This is a genomic window from Glycomyces sp. NPDC021274, assembly GCF_040641195.1.
Classification (GTDB): domain Bacteria; phylum Actinomycetota; class Actinomycetes; order Mycobacteriales; family Micromonosporaceae; genus Glycomyces.
This window is the reverse complement of sequence record NZ_JBFADC010000007.1, coordinates 142,828-158,289: the sequence shown is the minus strand read 5'-3', so window position 1 is coordinate 158,289 and position 15,462 is coordinate 142,828. Positions and strand designations below refer to the sequence as shown.

Below are 15,462 nucleotides of genomic sequence, written 5' to 3'. Positions count from 1 at the left end.
GGGTACGACAGCGACCGCACCCTACTCGTGACTTTTCCCGGTCCGGCTCGTTGGTCCCTGCGTGAGCTCCACTACCGCAGTCCCCTGGAAATCGGCCCTGATGTGGGTCATGGCCATCATCGTCGCGATCGCCGTCGCCGGCTGGTTCGCCGTCTCGTGCAGTCCGGGCGCGTCGAACGCTGAGCGACCGGTGAGCGAGGAGGAGGCCGCGCTGCTGGCCGGGATGCGCGAACGCAACCACGGCTCCGATCCGGTCGCGGTGCGCATCAGCGTGCCGATCGACGGCGAGACGGTCACGGCGGACGGGTTCCTCGACTGGCAGGTCCCGATGCTGTACGCGCGCGTTCCCGACGCCGAGGGCGGCCACCGGCTGGTCCAGGCCATCCCGGGCCTCATCGCCACCCGCGCGGACGACGAGGCGGCCTTCAGCGAACTGCGCGTCCCCGAGGAAGGCTGGACGACCCGGCAGATGCTGGTCGGCGCGGGCACGCCGCTGGAGACCACGGTCGACATCCTCGCGTCGTCGCTGTTCACGCTGACCGCAGTCGAGGCTGACGACCCCGCCGAGCTGGCGAAGCAGGCCACGTGGCGGGAGGAGGGGGTCATCGACGGCGAGCCGGTCGACTCGTTCCGCGCGCCGATCATGGTCGAGACCGCCGAGGGGGCCCCCGAGCAGGGCGCGAGCCCGGAGGCCCTGTACTCGCTCGACGCCGACGGGAACCTCCGCCGCTTCCAGGTGAACACGGGCGAGGCGAACCTCTCGTCCGTGGACTTCCTGCACGACGTCGAGTTCGACGCGAGCGGGTTCGCGGCCATCGATCTGCTGGGCGGCCCGGCGATCACGCCCGAAGCCGTCGACGAGGACCTGGCGGCGACGATCGCCGAGGTGCGGCAGGGCAACTGGGAGGACACCGCCGAGGTGGACCTGACGGTGCCGACCGGCGACGGCCAGGTGACCACGGGCCGCGGCTCGATCGACTGGCGCACCATGACCGCGTACCTGCATCTGACGGACGCGAGCGGCCAGCGGCTCTTCCTGGCCCGGCCCGGCGGCTATGCGACCGCCCCCGCCGAGGGCCCGGAGCTGCCCGAGGCGCCGCCCGCGGAAGGCTGGGAGGCGCACGCCCTCACCGACGAGGACGCGGCCGAGCATTTCGGTCCGGTCGAATCGCTGGTGTTCCGGCTCCTGGAGATGGCCGCAGAGGAGGCCGAGGACGCGGACGCCATGGCGGAGAAGGCGTTCCTGCTCCGGGTCGACGAGGTCGACGGCGCCCAGGTGCATGTCGTCGAGTTCCCTGTGGCCGGCGACGCCGAAGCGGCCGCGGGCCGGTCGGCGTTCCGCTACCACCTCGAAGGCGAGTGGCTGCGCGAGGTCGAGATGATGTCGTTCTACGGCGTCGCGAGCGCCGAACTGTCCGATGAGGACTTCCCGATGGTCGAGATCCCCTGGGAACTGGCCGAGCAGATCGGCTGACCCGGAAGACGCTGAAAGGGCTCGGTCGCTCGACCGGGCCCTTTCCGCATCACCTCCGCTAACAGACCGGGGCGTGCCAGCCGCGCTCGGCGGCCCAGCGGTTGGCGCGGGGCCAGCCCTCGCGGTCGAACCAGGGCTCCTTGGCCTCGGCGTACTCGGTGCTCGAGTCGACCTTCGCGGCGAGCATGCCCTTCACCTGGGCGTAGTCGGTCCGGGCGGCCGCGTCGGCGCGCATCCAGTCGCGGAACAGCAGCGCGAACCGCTGGCCGGGGCTGTCGATCGGCCGGAAGTGGACATGGGCGATGTTGCCCGGATCCGCATACCCGTAGAGGCGCTTCTCCCAGTCCAGCGGGTCGGGGAACTCCGGTTTGGGCGAATCGTGCATCACCCCGCCGTAGAACCCGGCGTCGCCGAGCGCATCGGCGAAGGCGTCCACGATCGGCAGCGCGACCACCGTGACCTGGATGTCGATGACGTCCTTCGCGGGCAGGCCCGCGACGGCCGTCGAACCCACGTGGTCGATGCGGACCGCGCTCGGGCCGAGGACGCGGCGCAGCCGCGCGGCCAGGTGCTCGAACCGCCGCGGCCAGGCCGGGTCGGACTCGACGAACTGGAGTTTCTCGGGGCGCGGCTCCGCACGGCCGGCCCGGAGGTTCTCGTTGAAGGGGACGATGCGCTCGTCCCAGAGCATCGCGACGCGGCGCTCCAGGTCCTCGCGGCCGTCCCGGTTGTGGATGACGACGTCGCAGACCTCGCGGCGTTCGGTGTCGGAAGCCTGGGCGTCGATGCGGCGGAGGGCGTCGGCGCGGGGCAGGCCCCGCTCGGCGAGCCGTTCGAGCCTGAGCTCTCGCGGCGCTTCCACGTCGATGTTGAGGTGGAAGCCGGGCGCCTGACCTGTTTCGGCCAGGAGCGGGATGTCTTGGACGACGATGGCGTCCGCGGGCATGGCATCGGTGAGCTGACGGGCACGGGCCCGAACGCGCGGGTGCACGATCGCCTCGAGCTCCGCCCGGGCGGGCGGGCTGCTGAAGACGATCTTCGCGAGTTCGGCGCGGTCGAGCGCGCCGTCGGCGTCGAGCACTTCGGGACCGAAACGGGAGACCACCGCGGCGAGCCCCTCGGTGTTCGGGGCGACGACCTCGCGGGAGAGGGCGTCCGCGTCGACGACGCGGGCCCCAAGCTCAGACAGCTTCGCTGCGACCGTGCTCTTACCGGCTCCGATGCCACCTGTCAATGCGACTCTAAGCACAAATAAAACACTACCCGCCCCAGGCGAACAGCCTGGGGCGGGCAGTGTGTATTTCAGCTAAACGAGCGACAACACCAACTTACGACTGGCAAGCGGGCGTCGTGAGCCTAGTTGCCGGCGAGCTTCTCGCGCAGAGCCGCGAGCGCCTCGTCGGTGGCCAGGGTGCCCTGAGGCTCGGCCGGGGCCGACTTCTTCTCAGGAGCCTTGCCGCCCTTCTTCTCGCCCTTGGGGGCCGCTTCGCCCTCGGCGGGCTTGGCGGGAGCCTCGGTGATGACGCGCTCGGCGATCTGCTTGCCGTGCTCCTCCCAGCGGGTGCGGGCCTCGGCGTACTGCCGCTCCCACTCCTCGCGGGCCTCGTCGAAGCCCTCCATCCACTCGCCGGTCTCCGAGTCGAAGCCGTCCGGGTAGATGTAGTTGCCCTGGTCGTCGTACTGCGCGGCCATGCCGTACAGCGTCGGGTCGAACTGCTCCTCGTTCTCGACGTAGGCCTCGTTGGCCTGCTTGAGCGAGAGCGAGATCCGGCGGCGGTCCAGGTCGATGTCGATGACCTTGACCATGGCGTCGGAGCCGACCTTGACGACCTGCTCGGGCACCTCCACGTGGCGCTCGGCCAGCTCGGAGATGTGCACCAGGCCCTCGATGCCGTCCTCGACGCGGACGAACGCGCCGAAGGGGACGAGCTTGGTGACCTTGCCCGGGACGATCTGACCGATCGCGTGGGTGCGGGCGAACTGGCGCCACGGGTCTTCCTGGGTCGCCTTCAGCGACAGGGAGACGCGCTCGCGGTCCAGGTCCACCTCGAGGACCTCGACCTCGACCGGCTGACCGACCTCGACGACCTCGGACGGGTGGTCGATGTGCTTCCAGGACAGCTCGGAGACGTGCACCAGGCCGTCGACCCCGCCGAGGTCGACGAACGCGCCGAAGTTGACGATCGAGGAGACCGTGCCCTTGCGGACCTGGCCCTTCGCAAGCTGGTGCAGGAACTCGGTGCGGACCTCGGACTGGGTCTGCTCGAGCCAGGCGCGACGCGACAGGACCACGTTGTTGCGGTTCTTGTCGAGTTCGATGATCTTGGCTTCGAGCTCACGGCCGACGTACGGCTGCAGGTCGCGCACACGACGCATCTCGACCAGGGACGCGGGCAGGAAGCCGCGCAGGCCGATGTCGAGGATGAGACCGCCCTTGACCACTTCGATGACCGAGCCGCGAACGACGCCGTCCTCTTCCTTGATCTTCTCGATGGTGCCCCACGCACGCTCGTACTGCGCGCGCTTCTTCGAGAGGATCAGACGGCCTTCCTTGTCCTCCTTCTGGAGGACGAGGGCCTCAACGTGATCGCCCACAGAGACGACGTCTTCGGGGTCCACGTCGTGCTTGATCGACAACTCGCGCGAGGGGATGACGCCCTCGGTCTTGTAGCCGATGTCGAGCAGGACTTCATCCCGGTCGACCTTGACGACGGTACCTTCGACGATATCGCCGTCATTGAAGTATTTGATGGTCGCGTCGATCGCCGCGAGGAGTTCCTCGTCGGAAAAGACTTCTTCGACCGTGCTGTTCTCAGCGTTGCTCGAGGTGGCCTCGATGCTGCTCGTCATGTGGGCTGGTGCTCCGGATACGTAAGAATCGTGGGCTCGCGCCCGCGCCCTCGCTAGACGCGAATGCTCGCAGTTCGTTCCCGGGCCGCCCTTGCCGCTGGCAACGCGTCCTACTCCATTCTGAGGACGCGGACATGCCCAGGCCATCCCAGGTTACCGTGTGCGATAACGCCGCGCCAGTCCGGGCCGGGGGCTCGTGTCGACAGCCACGCACACCTAAGGCCGGCAACCGGGCGCCTCGACCCGCTAATGGGCAGCGGCTTCCCACGACTCGCCGAATCCGGCCTGCACCGTGAGCGGCACCGCGAGCTCCGCCGCGTTCGACATCTGCTCGCTCACGAGCGCTTCGAGGGCCTTCGCCTCGCCCGGCGCGACCTCGCACACCAGCTCGTCGTGCACCTGGAGCAGCACCCGCGAGGCCAGCCCGGAGGCCCGCAGCTCGCGGTCGACCCCGAGCATCGCGGTCTTCATGATGTCGGCGGCGCTGCCCTGGATCGGGGCGTTGAGCGCGGCCCGCTCGGCCATCTCGCGGCGCTGGCGGTTGTCCGAGGTGAGGTCCGGGAAGTAGCGGCGCCGGCCCATGATCGTCTCGGTGTACCCGGTCTTGCGGGCCTCCTCGACCACCCGGTGCAGGTAGTCGCGGACCTTCCCGAAGCGCGCGAAGTAGTCGTTCGAGAGCTGCTGGGCCTCCTCGGTGGAGACCGCGAGCTGCTGGCTCAGGCCGTACGTGGACAGGCCGTAGGCGAGCCCGTAGGACATGGCCTTGATCTTGCGGCGGTGCTCGGCGGTGACGGCCTCGGGCGCGACGGAGAAGACCTTCGAGGCGACGGCGCTGTGGATGTCCTCGCCCGACACGAACGCGTCGATCAGGCCCTCGTCGCCGGTGAGGCTCGCCATGATCCGCATCTCGATCTGGCTGTAGTCGATCGTCATGAGCGACTCGAACCCTTCGGAGACCACGAACCCGGCCCGGATGTTGCGCCCGGCCTCGGAGCGGACCGGGATGTTCTGCAGGTTCGGGTCGGCCGAGGAGAGTCGACCGGTCGCGGCCACGGTCTGGTGGAACGTGGTGTGGATGCGCCCGTCGGTCTGGATGGTCGCGCGCAGGGTGGCGACGATCTGCTTGAGCTTCTCGACGTCGCGGAACCGCAGCAGCTGCTCCAGGAGCGGGTGCTGGTTCTTCACGTAGAGCTGCTGCAGCGCTTCGGCATTGGTGGTGTAGCCGGTCTTGGTGCGCTTGGTCTTCGGCATCTTCAGCTCCTCGAAGAGGATCTCCTGGAGCTGCTTGGGCGAGCCGACGTTGAAGGGGCGGCCCACGATCTCGTGGGCGCGGTCGGTGGCCTCCTTCGACTGCATCGCGAACCCGGCCTCGATGTCGGCGAAGTGGCCCTCGTCCGCGGCGATCCCGAGGATCTCCATGCGCGCCAGGACGCTCGCGAGCGGGTACTCCATCTCCTCGGCGAGCCGCGCCTGGTGGCGGTCGGCCAGCCGGGCGGTCTGCTCGGCGGCGAGGTCGGCGATGACCGCGGCGGCGGCGCAGTCGGCCTCGAGCTTCGCCGAATCGTCGTTCATGGCCGCGTCGAGGCCCACGAGCGCGCCGTCGGCTGTCGGCGTCTCAGGGGTCTCCAGCTCGCGGCCGAGGAACTGCATGGCGAGGTCGCCGAGCGCGTACGAGCGCTGCTCGGGCTTGAGCAGGTACGCGCCGAGCACGGTGTCGGCCTTGATCCCGTGTACCTCGGGCCAGCCCGCGGCGTCGGCGCCCCACAGGAACGCCTTCGCGTCGTGCACGACCTTGCCCTTGGCGGGATCGGCGAGCCAGCCGGCCCAGGTCGTCTCGTCTTCGGCGTCGAGCTGCGAGGGCTCGAACCAGAGCGCCTGGCCGCCTTCGGCCAGCGCGATCGTGTCGAACGAGCCCGCACCTGAGGCGAAGGTCCCGGTGAAGGCGATCGCGACGTTCCCCTCGCGGGCGCCGAGCCAGGCGGCGAGTCCGCCGGGCACCAGCGCGGCGGCCTCGGTGTGGTCGACCTCGGCGGCCGGAACGGCAACGGCCCCAACGGCTTTCGAGGCGAGGTTGGCGTTGAGCCGCTCGCCGAGGGCGCGGAACTGGAGGGCGTCGAACAGGCTGTTGGTCTCGGTGACCGACCAGCCGGCCCATTTCAGGTCGTCGAGGCCCGACTCGAGCTCGAGGTCGCACACGAGGCCGTTGAGGCGGTGGTTGCGCAGCACGTCGTCGAGGTGGGCGCGCAGGTTCTCGCCGGCCTTGCCGGTGATCTCGTCGGCCTTGGCGACCAGGCCGTCGAGCGAGCCGTACTTGACGATCCACTTCGCGGCGGTCTTGGGGCCGACGCCGGGGATGCCGGGGAGGTTGTCGGACTTCTCCCCCACCAGGGCGGCGAGGTCGCGGTAGCGGTCGGGGGTGACGCCGTACTTGGCCTCGACGGCCTCGGGCGTGTAGCGGGCGAGATCGGTGACGCCCTTGACCGGGTAGAGCAGGGTCGTGTCCGCGCCGACCAGCTGGATCGCGTCCCGGTCGCCCGAGGAGATGAGCGTGGCGAACCCGGCCTCCCCGGCGCGGGTGGCGAGGGTCGCGATGATGTCGTCGGCCTCGTAGTTGGTCTTGGTGAGCCAGGTGATGCCGAAGGCGTCCAGGAGCTGCTGGATGATCGGGATCTGGCTCTTGAACTCCGAGGGGGTCTCGCCGCGCCCGTCCTTGTAGGCGGCGTACTCGTCGGTGCGGAACGAGTGGCGCGAGAGGTCGAAGGCGACCGCGATGTGGGTGGGCTCCTCGGCCTTGAGCAGGTTGATCAGCATCGACGCGAAACCGTAGACGGCGTTGGTCACCTGGCCGTCGTCGGTGGCGAACTTCTCGGCGGGGAGCGCGAAGAACGCGCGGTATGCCATCGAGTGGCCGTCGATCAGGAGCAGGCGCGATTGCGAAGAAGTCACCCCACGAGCCTATCGAGTGCCTCCGACAAGTCGGCGGCAAGCGGGGGCCGCGTGGCCCGGGAAGGCGAAAACGGCCCGCGGACGGTGGGGTCCGCGGGCCGTGGAGTGTCGGGAGGCCTACTCGGCTTCCTGGGCTTCCTTCTGCTCGGCTTCGGCGATGACGCGCTCGGCGACGGCGCGCATCGAGAGGCGGTGGTCCATCGCGGCGCGCTGGATCCAGCGGAAAGCGTCGGGCTCGGGCATGCCGTACTGGGTCATGAGCAGACCCTTCGCGCGGTCGACGAGCTTGCGGACCTCGAGGCGCTCGGTGAGGTTCGCGACCTCCTTCTCAAGGGCGGTCATCTCGGCGAAGCGGGTGAGGGAGAGCTCGATGGCCGGAACCAGGTCGGACTTCTGGAAGGGCTTCACGAGATAGGCCATGGCGCCGGCGGAGGTGGCCCGGCTGATGAGGTCGCGCTGGGAGAAGGCGGTGAGGATCACGACCGGCGCGATGCGCGCGGAGACGATCTTCTCCGCGGCTTGGAGGCCGTCCATGATCGGCATCTGGATGTCGCAGATGACCAGGTCGGGCTGGTGCTCCTCGGCGAGGCGGACGGCGGCTTCACCGTCGGCTGCCTCGGCTACGACCTCATAGCCTTCCTCGGTGAGCATCTCGGCCAGGTCGAGGCGGATGAGCCCCTCGTCTTCGGCGATGAGCACGCGCTTGCGCGGCTCCTCGGCGGCCTTGCTCGTCATGCGGGTCCGTACCTTTCGTGCGCGAATGGACGTAGGGGCGTGCGTCGTTTCAGGCACACCAGGACGCTAGCTTAGCCGCCGCGCCTCAGGCCCGCACGTTCCTATGCCGAGCGTTTCGGACGTTGGAACCGAAACGTGAGCGGGGCAACCGCGCCGGGAGCCGACCTGGAGCCCTGAGCCGGAACGCTGCCGGCCCGGACCGGTTCGCGGGCGCCCGCCCCGCACCGGGTATCATTTGCACCGGCTCCGGCACTGCCCGGCGCCCCGGCCCGGTATTCCAACTGGCAGAGAAGACGGATTCAAAACCCGTACAGTGTGGGTTCGAATCCCACCCGGGCTACCGGTCATAGTCCCGGCTCAGGGGCACAAAACCGCCGTTCACCAGCGAATACGCTGAGGTGCGGCGGTTTTCCGTTGTGCCGCTGTGCGCGGCTGCAAGCGGCCATATGCGGCCTCCCGTGGATGCACGGTGGATGCGGATCCCGGCAAAGGCCGGGTCGGGCGATGCGACGCGATCGGCGAAGGCCCAGAGTTCGGCCGCGTACGACTCGAAGGACGCCGTTGCAGCGGCTCGTGTCCGCGAGCGAGTGCGGAGGTGGTCGACGAGAAGACGCGGGCCGCCTCGACCGGGTCTCGGACTCGCCTTGGAGGAGTCACACGGCGTGTTTTATGAGGCGGGCGCCGTCGACGTGGAATTGGTCTTCGGGGGCGATCGGGCCCGCGAGGAGCGGGGGGTCTGCCTCGCCCTCGATGGCGATCCCTTTGCTCGCGAGTGCCAAGACGGTCGAGACGATGCCGTAGAAGGCCGCAAGCGGCGAGCCCATCGCAACGACCGCGCAGAGCAGGATCTCCGCGTCTTCGGGTCCGGCGTTCACGGTGTCGATGAACAGCCATATGCCCCAGACGACGGCCGAGAGGGCCACCAGGCCCTGCGTCAGCCGCCGGCGCCGCAACCGCGACCATTCCGCACGGCTGCGCATTCGCGCCGCCACCGTGCGTCCACAAGTGGGACAAGCGAACTCGACCGTAGTCGACTCCACCTCGTCCGACGGACGCCGCAACGTCACTACTGACCGCGTGCCGACCGGCTTCAAATCGGGCGCCCCCTCGTCCCGAGAACTTTTGACCAACCCCTCGACGTGCAGAACCGTGAATGCGACCGGCGCACCACCCCGTTGCACCGCATCCGTCTCGCCCACCGCACACCTCACTGCAACCGAGCCGCCCGTGGGCTTCAGTGTGCGCCGCCAAGACCACTCTGCGGGGGGAGGCAAGCAGTTGACCCCTGCGAAGCCTGGCGCGACGCCGAGGCGATATACCGCGCGCTCGGCGACTCCGAGGCGGAAAGGCTCAGCGCGAAACTCGCCGCCGCATAGGCCGGGGGGACCGGCTGGCCGCGTTGGAGCAGGGTGCGGGCCGCGCCTGGTCAGGGCTGCGGATCCCGAGGTTCGGGTCCCGGTCGCCCTCCCAACGGACCGAGGCGCGTGGGGAAGCGGGTCGGACGCTAGTAGGTGTACTGCTTGTAGACCAGGCGGTCCTGGGTGAAGACCGTGAAGTTGTTCCCGTTGACGAAGGTGTTGCCCGCCAGGAGGAAGTAGGTGTTCGACAGGGGCGAGTAGGAGTGCACGCCGGTGAAGGTCTGGCTGCCGCCGTAGCAGGGGGCCGTGCCTCCGGGGGTCCACGAGCTCATGTAATGCGTGGCGACGACCGTGCCCACCTGGTTGTTGCTCTGGTTGTTGACGGCCACGGTCAGCGTCGGCGTGGTGTAGCTCGACTGGCGGCACACGGTGATCGAGTACTGGAAGGTGGTCCCGCCCGTGTCGAACTGGACCCAGCCGTTGGCGTACCCGAGCGAATGCCCGTTCCCGGTGACCTGGATGGTGACCGGGATCTGGCTGCCCCAGGCCGCCTGCGCCGGCGAGGAGGTCATGACCGCACCGGCGGTCAAGGCGAGGACGGCGGCGAAGGCCACGAGGGCCCGCCGCAGGAAGTTCGTTCGCATGGTGCTCCTTGGATCTACGTGATCGAACATCATCGATGCGATGACCTCCAGAGTGTGTAGCAGTCCGACCACATTGGGCAATCCACCGAACGTACGACGGTGCCACCGAACGGCAATCGTTCTCCGTCCACAGGAGAAACAGCCGGGCACGCGCCCACTAGGCTCCGGACATGCCCGAACCCGCTTACCCTCACACTGACCGCTGGACGGACCGCTTGCAACGCCTCCTGATCGCCGCTTCGATCACCGTGTTCACCTGCGCCGGTTGCGCCTTCACCGGCGAAGACCGAGCCCAGGGCCCGGAGACCACCGCCGAGCTGACACCCGCCGAGGCCGACCCGTGGGCACTCGACGGGCCGAACCCTGAGACCCCGCTCGCCGACATCACGGTCGAAGCATGGGCGGCGCTGATGGAGGTTCACGGCGTTACCGCACTGGCCGGATCCGCGGACGAAGCAGCGTGGGTCGGCACCGCTCCGGACGGTGCCACGGTCTCGACCTCGTGGAACGGCGACGGGCAGCTGACCGAGGTCATCTGCAGTGCCTCGGCGCAATCCATCGAGGAGGCCCTGGCGACTGTGGAGATCTGCTACACGAGCGTGGCGGTGGAAGGCTTCGACCCTGTGGCCGCGGGCGGGTGGCTGGACGACCGCGCGAGCGACATCACCGATTCCACGTACGTGCACGAGAACGAGGCGTTCGGACCGGTCGGATTGATCCTCTTGGCTTCCCAGTCCGAGTCAGGTGAATACCTCCTCACCCTCACGCTGCGGCCCACCGGCCTGTGAGGGGACCCGCCCCGCAGCCTCGATGCAAGCGAGGTCCCGGCGAAAGCCAGGACCCAGGCAGCCATGATCCGAAGCGGTGCCGACGTTGAGATGCGAGCACGGTACCGGGACATCGGAGCGGTGCTGGGCGTTCGATTCATGTTCCACATTGAACTCGACGTCAGCAGCCGACAGGGAGGCCAACCGTGCCTTGCACAACCCCAGAAGACCGCCGCAGACCAGCTAAAACACCGGTCGGCGGCGGTTTTCTTTCGCTGGGATGAGTCGGCGGTTGCTGAAGTCGGTAGATTTCGAGGCTTCCGTTGGCCGGTCGCATCTGGTGCGCGTCTGCCGGGGCGACACCTTCGATGAGCGCCCGGATGGCACGAAACGTGGTGCCGTGGGTGAAGGCCACAACGTTGACCGAGGCCGCGACGGCTTCCTGCACTTCGGTGAGCCATGGGCGCACTCGCGCCATGACATCGGAGAGCGACTCTCCGCGGGGCACCGACATGCCGAGCTCGGGGTGGCGTGACCGATGCACGGCCTGACGGGGGTCGTCGACTGCGATGAGCGGAGGACGCTCATCGCCCCAACGCCACTGGTCCACTCGGTCCGCACCGTGAGTCGCAGCGAGATCTGCGCGCCGCGCGCCCTCCAGATTGCCGACATGGCGTTCGTTGATGCGCCAGTCGACGGTGTGCGTCGCGGGATGGTGGCTCAATTCGGTCAAAGCCACGGTCGCCGTCTCCGACGACCGGCGCAGCGTGGACACGTAGACGTGGTCCCACTGCACGCCGGTATCGGCCAGGGCCACCCCGGCGGCCTTGGCGTCGAGCCGCCCCTGCTCGGTGAGTCCTTCATCGGCCCAACCAGTGAAGACACCGATGCGGTTCCACTCGGTCTGACCGTGCCGCACGATGGCCAGGTACGTCATCGAGGAACCACTGCGGTGAGGCCGGTGAGCCCCACGAGACCGATCCCGGCGACGGCGAGGAGCTTCCTGGCGGTCAGTGCGGTAGTAACGGGGCGCACGATCAGTCCTTCGAGTGGGGGCGTGTGGGACACCGCGAAGTTACTGCACCGGCACCACGCCCCGGACCGGGGCACCTCGACCACGCCCGTTCGTGGAAACGGCCGTGGATTGCAGGGAATTCACGCCGTGTGCGGGGGCTCTCCTTCTTCGAGGGTGTCGTAGAGGTCGTCGGGTTCGATCTGCGCGCGGTAGCGGAACATGAGCGAGACTTCGCTGCCGAAGGAGCCCAGCGTGTCCGAGGGGTCGGTGACGAACTTCGGCTCCGCCCACTGCTGTGCGATCACGGCCGCGGGGCTGCCGTTCACTTCGAGGAGCCAGGTCGCGCGCCCGCCGGCGATGGTGGCCAGGAACCGCTTCTGCCGCAGGTAGGCGACCGCCTCGGCGATCGTGCTCGACTCCGGCAGGTCGATCGTCTCGGCGTGCGGGTACGTGTCGTCGCCCATGGCGACGCTCGATCGGTCCACGTTGACGTGCATCGTCAGCCCTCCTCGTCTCTCCCCCGATTCTGCCAAGCCGGCCGCCCCGCCAGCGCTCTTATCCCAGGAGCGGCAGGCTCGATGCGGCCCGGAATCGAACCGGGCGGGCACGGGCAGGAGTCGCCTGGAACCGTCCTGCCCGCTACTCCCCTGCGTTCCCCGTATAACAATCGAAACGAGTCCGGTCGGGATGTCGAAAACCGGGAGCCGGCCCCGTCGTCCCAGACGAAGATTCGGAAGCGCCGGATCCGCGACCAGGAGGTCATCATGAAGTACGTCATCCTCATCCACTCCAACCCGCAGCCGTGGGGCCACCCCACCGGGGAGTACATCGCCGAGAACCAAGCGCTTCCGGCCGAGCAGCGCGAGCGGCTGAACGCGGAGTTCGAGCGGCTGCTCACCGAGATGAGCGAGAACGGCGAACTCGTCCACGGCGAGGCCCTCGCCGACCCGAGCACTTCGACCCTCTACCGGTGGAGCGGCGGCGAGCCGCTCGCCACGGACGGCCCGTACTCCGAGTCGAAGGAGCACCTTGCGGGGTTCTTCCTCATCGACGTCGCCGGACCCGAACGCGCCCAAGAGATCGCGCACGCCTTCTCGGGCCCTGGCGAGACCGTCGAGCTGCGCCCGGCGATGTGGCCCGGCGGCGAGGAGCACTGATGGACCGCGAGCTCGAGGACGTGTGGCGGCGCGAGTCGCCGCACGTCCTCGGGGCGCTGGTGCGCCGCTACGGCCACTTCGACGCCTGCGAGGACGCCGTCCAGGAGGCCCTGCTCTCCGCGGCGGTCCACTGGCCCAGTGAGGGCCTGCCCGCCAATCCCCGCGGCTGGCTGATCCGCGCCGCCTCACGCCGACTGGTCGACGCCCTGCGCTCGGACCGCGCCCGCAGCGACCGCGAGACCGCCGCGAGCCTGCTCGACCCGGAGCAGGCGCCGGTCCTCGGCGGTGACGACTCGCTGCAGGTGCTCCTCTTGTGCTGCCACCCGTCCCTCACGCCCGCTTCGCAAGTGGCCCTGACGCTCCGGGCCGTCGGCGGCCTCACCACCGAGCAGATCGCCGCGGCGTTCCTCGTGCCCGTCGCCACGACGGGCCAGCGCATCAGCCGTGCCAAGGCCCGGCTCGCGGCGGCGGGCGCGCGGCTCGGCGACGTCACCCGGGCCGACCTCCCGTCGCGGGTCGAGTCGGCCCGCCAGGCCCTGTACCTGATCTTCAACGAGGGTTACGCCGCCACCGGGGGCGCGGACCTCCTCGACGTCTCCCTCACCACCGAGGCGATCCGCCTCGCCCGCGAGCTGCACCGCCGCCTTCCCAGCGATTCCGAGACCGCGGGGCTCCTCGCCCTCATGCTGCTGACCGAGGCCCGCCGGGCGGCCCGCACGGATGCGCGCGGCGACCTGGTCCCGCTCGCCGACCAGGACCGGTCCCGCTGGGACCGGTCGCTCATCGCCGAGGGCGTGCGGCTGGTCGAGGCGGCCCTGCCGTCGGGTCCGGTGGGGCCCTTCCAGCTCCAGGCGGCGATCGCCGCCGTCCACGGCGAGGCCGCGGCCTACGCCGACACCGACTGGCCCCAGATCGCCGAGCTCTACCGGATGCTGGAGGCCGCCGCGCCCGGTCCGGTCGTCACCATGAATCGCGCGGTGGCGGTCGCGATGTCCGAGGGCCCCGACGCCGCCCTGGCGATGCTCGATCCGCTCCTGCGCGAACCCGCCCTCGTCCGGGTCCACCGCCTCCACGCGATCAGGGCCCACCTCCTCGAGCAGGCCGGCCGGTTCGCGGAGGCCCGCAACGCCTTCGGTGAGGCGGCCCGGCTCGCCACCAGCACGCCGGAGCAGCGCTACCTCCTCAGGAAGGCGGCGGCGATCGCGGAGTGACCGCAGGGCGACCGTTTGCAGCACGTTCGGCGCAGCGCGGCCGCCGTCCGGCGCAGGCGCCTTGTCCGGAGGCTCCAAATACATTGATAATTTTCAATGTCTACTGCATCGCTCCATCGTCCCCCTCATGACGATCACGGCCCTCACCCCGGGAACCGTCGACGCGGACTGATGCGCCGCATCGCATCCCAAGGAGGGCAGCATGCACGGCATCCGCCGCCGCATCCGACCGCTCATCGCCACCATGTCCGCACTCGTCTTCGCCACCGCGACCGCCGCGGTGCTCCTCACCGCCAGCCCCGCGCAGGCCCAGACCTGCAACGGGTACGTCGCGCTCACCTTCGACGACGGCCCCAACTCCGGCACCACCGGCAGCCTCCTCAACGCGCTCACCTCGAACGGCCTGCGCGCCACCATGTTCAACACCGGCCAGCGCGCGGCGAGCAACCCGTCGCTGGTCGCCGCCCAGGTCAACGCCGGCATGTGGGTGGGCAACCACTCCTATTCGCATCCGCACATGACGCAGCTCTCCGCTTCCCAGATGGCGCAGGAGATCTCCAGCACCCAGCAGGCGATCCAGCAGGCCGGCGGCGGCACCCCGGTGCTGTTCCGGCCGCCTTACGGCGAGACCAACGCGACCCTGCGGTCCGTCGAGGCCCAGTACGGCCTGACCGAGGTCCTGTGGTCCGTCGACTCACAGGACTGGAACGGCGCCAGCACGGCCCAGATCGTGTCGGCGGCGAACAACCTCCAGAACGGCGGCGTCATGCTCATGCACGACGCCTACCAGAACACCGTCAACGCGATCCCGCAGATCGCCTCGAACCTGCGGGCCCGAGGCCTGTGCGCGGGGATGATCTCCCCGTCCACCGGCCAGGCCGTCGCCCCCACGGGCAATGGCGGAGGAGGCGGCGGCGGTGGCGGCACCGATCTGCTCCGCTCCGAATCGGCCGGCAAGTGCATCGACGTGCCGGGCGGCAACACCGCCAACGGCATCCGCGTCCAGCTCTACACCTGCTACGACGGCGCGAACCAGCAGTTCACCTACACGGCGGCGCAGGAGCTGCGCGTCCTCGGCAAGTGCCTGGAGCCCTCCGGGAGCGCGAACGGGGCGCTGGCGCAGCTCGGCACCTGCTCCGGCGCGAGCGGCCAGAAGTGGACCTTCGGGTCGGACGGCACGGTCCGCAACACCGGGACCGGCCGCTGCCTCGACGTCTACAGCAGCGCGAACGGCGCCCCCGTCCAGCTCTACTCCTGCTGGACCGGCGCCAACCAGAAGTGGACCCGCGTCTAGCACCTGACAAC

The 15,462-nt window shown here is 69.4% G+C and carries 13 protein-coding genes and 1 tRNA gene; 6 read left to right on the top strand and 8 right to left on the bottom strand.

Annotated features, from left to right (window positions below):
* The first annotated feature begins 61 nt into the window (after nt 1–61).
* A complete protein-coding gene (locus AB0I03_RS17165; protein ID WP_360413497.1) occupies nt 62–1,474 on the top strand; it encodes a hypothetical protein in 1,413 nt (470 codons plus the stop codon).
* Nucleotides 1,475–1,532: 58 nt separating this feature from the next.
* Here AB0I03_RS17165 and coaE read toward each other — a convergent pair whose 3' ends face one another.
* From coaE to AB0I03_RS17145, 4 genes are all read right to left on the bottom strand, one after another.
* Nucleotides 1,533–2,723 (bottom strand): dephospho-CoA kinase, encoded by a 1,191-nt coding sequence (coaE, locus tag AB0I03_RS17160; RefSeq protein WP_360413494.1) that lies wholly within the window; start codon nt 2,721–2,723, stop codon nt 1,533–1,535.
* A 107-nt stretch (nt 2,724–2,830) separates the two neighbouring features.
* Nucleotides 2,831–4,324 (bottom strand): 30S ribosomal protein S1, encoded by a 1,494-nt coding sequence (gene rpsA / locus AB0I03_RS17155; RefSeq protein WP_360413491.1) that lies wholly within the window; start codon nt 4,322–4,324, stop codon nt 2,831–2,833.
* A gap of 246 nt (nt 4,325–4,570) precedes the next feature.
* A complete protein-coding gene (gene polA, locus AB0I03_RS17150; protein ID WP_360413488.1) occupies nt 4,571–7,270 on the bottom strand; it encodes a DNA polymerase I in 2,700 nt (899 codons plus the stop codon).
* A gap of 117 nt (nt 7,271–7,387) precedes the next feature.
* Nucleotides 7,388–8,005 (bottom strand): response regulator, encoded by a 618-nt coding sequence (locus AB0I03_RS17145; RefSeq protein WP_270113239.1) that lies wholly within the window; start codon nt 8,003–8,005, stop codon nt 7,388–7,390.
* Between the two features lie 266 nt (nt 8,006–8,271).
* Here AB0I03_RS17145 and AB0I03_RS17140 point away from each other — a divergent pair.
* Nucleotides 8,272–8,345, top strand: a tRNA-Leu gene (locus AB0I03_RS17140).
* Between the two features lie 313 nt (nt 8,346–8,658).
* Here the strand turns inward: AB0I03_RS17140 and AB0I03_RS17135 are convergent.
* Together AB0I03_RS17135 and AB0I03_RS17130 are read right to left on the bottom strand one after the other, a co-directional pair.
* Nucleotides 8,659–8,985: a hypothetical protein gene (locus AB0I03_RS17135; RefSeq protein WP_360413485.1), complete on the bottom strand. Its 327-nt coding sequence runs from the start codon at nt 8,983–8,985 to the stop codon at nt 8,659–8,661.
* Between the two features lie 524 nt (nt 8,986–9,509).
* Nucleotides 9,510–10,007, bottom strand: a complete 498-nt coding sequence (locus tag AB0I03_RS17130) for a hypothetical protein (RefSeq protein WP_360413482.1) — start codon at nt 10,005–10,007, stop codon at nt 9,510–9,512.
* 170 nt (nt 10,008–10,177) lie between these two features.
* Here AB0I03_RS17130 and AB0I03_RS17125 point away from each other — a divergent pair, with 170 nt between their 5' ends.
* Nucleotides 10,178–10,795 carry a hypothetical protein gene (locus AB0I03_RS17125; protein ID WP_360413479.1) on the top strand — a complete coding sequence of 206 codons (618 nt, stop codon included), beginning with the start codon at nt 10,178–10,180 and terminating at the stop codon, nt 10,793–10,795.
* 160 nt (nt 10,796–10,955) lie between these two features.
* On the opposite strand, the gene AB0I03_RS17120 is transcribed toward AB0I03_RS17125, so the two are convergent.
* Both AB0I03_RS17120 and AB0I03_RS17115 read right to left on the bottom strand, forming a co-directional pair.
* Nucleotides 10,956–11,711, bottom strand: coding sequence for a 2,3-bisphosphoglycerate-dependent phosphoglycerate mutase (locus AB0I03_RS17120; RefSeq protein ID WP_360413476.1), 756 nt, complete (start codon nt 11,709–11,711; stop codon nt 10,956–10,958).
* A gap of 218 nt (nt 11,712–11,929) precedes the next feature.
* Entirely contained in the window at nt 11,930–12,286 is a 357-nt protein-coding gene (locus AB0I03_RS17115) for a hypothetical protein (protein ID WP_360413473.1), read from the bottom strand.
* A 267-nt stretch (nt 12,287–12,553) separates the two neighbouring features.
* On the opposite strand from AB0I03_RS17115, the gene AB0I03_RS17110 reads away from it, so the two are divergent.
* From AB0I03_RS17110 to AB0I03_RS17100, 3 genes are all read left to right on the top strand, one after another.
* Nucleotides 12,554–12,946, top strand: a complete 393-nt coding sequence (locus AB0I03_RS17110; RefSeq protein ID WP_360413470.1) for a YciI family protein — start codon at nt 12,554–12,556, stop codon at nt 12,944–12,946.
* Entirely contained in the window at nt 12,946–14,157 is a 1,212-nt protein-coding gene (locus AB0I03_RS17105; RefSeq protein ID WP_360413467.1) for a DUF6596 domain-containing protein, read from the top strand. Before AB0I03_RS17110 ends, AB0I03_RS17105 begins: the two co-directional genes overlap by 1 nt.
* A gap of 202 nt (nt 14,158–14,359) precedes the next feature.
* Nucleotides 14,360–15,451, top strand: coding sequence for a polysaccharide deacetylase family protein (locus AB0I03_RS17100; RefSeq protein WP_360413464.1), 1,092 nt, complete (start codon nt 14,360–14,362; stop codon nt 15,449–15,451).
* The last annotated feature ends 11 nt before the right edge of the window (nt 15,452–15,462 follow it).

Coding starts and splice junctions, on each gene's coding strand:
- rpsA (WP_360413491.1), bottom strand. CDS start 4,324: ATGACGAGCAGCATCGAGGCCACCTCGAGCAACGCTGAGAACAGCACG.
- AB0I03_RS17145 (WP_270113239.1), bottom strand. CDS start 8,005: ATGACGAGCAAGGCCGCCGAGGAGCCGCGCAAGCGCGTGCTCATCGCC.
- AB0I03_RS17135 (WP_360413485.1), bottom strand. CDS start 8,985: ATGCGCAGCCGTGCGGAATGGTCGCGGTTGCGGCGCCGGCGGCTGACG.
- AB0I03_RS17130 (WP_360413482.1), bottom strand. CDS start 10,007: ATGCGAACGAACTTCCTGCGGCGGGCCCTCGTGGCCTTCGCCGCCGTC.
- AB0I03_RS17125 (WP_360413479.1), top strand. CDS start 10,178: ATGCCCGAACCCGCTTACCCTCACACTGACCGCTGGACGGACCGCTTG.
- AB0I03_RS17120 (WP_360413476.1), bottom strand. CDS start 11,711: ATGACGTACCTGGCCATCGTGCGGCACGGTCAGACCGAGTGGAACCGC.
- AB0I03_RS17115 (WP_360413473.1), bottom strand. CDS start 12,286: ATGCACGTCAACGTGGACCGATCGAGCGTCGCCATGGGCGACGACACG.
- AB0I03_RS17110 (WP_360413470.1), top strand. CDS start 12,554: ATGAAGTACGTCATCCTCATCCACTCCAACCCGCAGCCGTGGGGCCAC.
- AB0I03_RS17105 (WP_360413467.1), top strand. CDS start 12,946: ATGGACCGCGAGCTCGAGGACGTGTGGCGGCGCGAGTCGCCGCACGTC.
- AB0I03_RS17100 (WP_360413464.1), top strand. CDS start 14,360: ATGCACGGCATCCGCCGCCGCATCCGACCGCTCATCGCCACCATGTCC.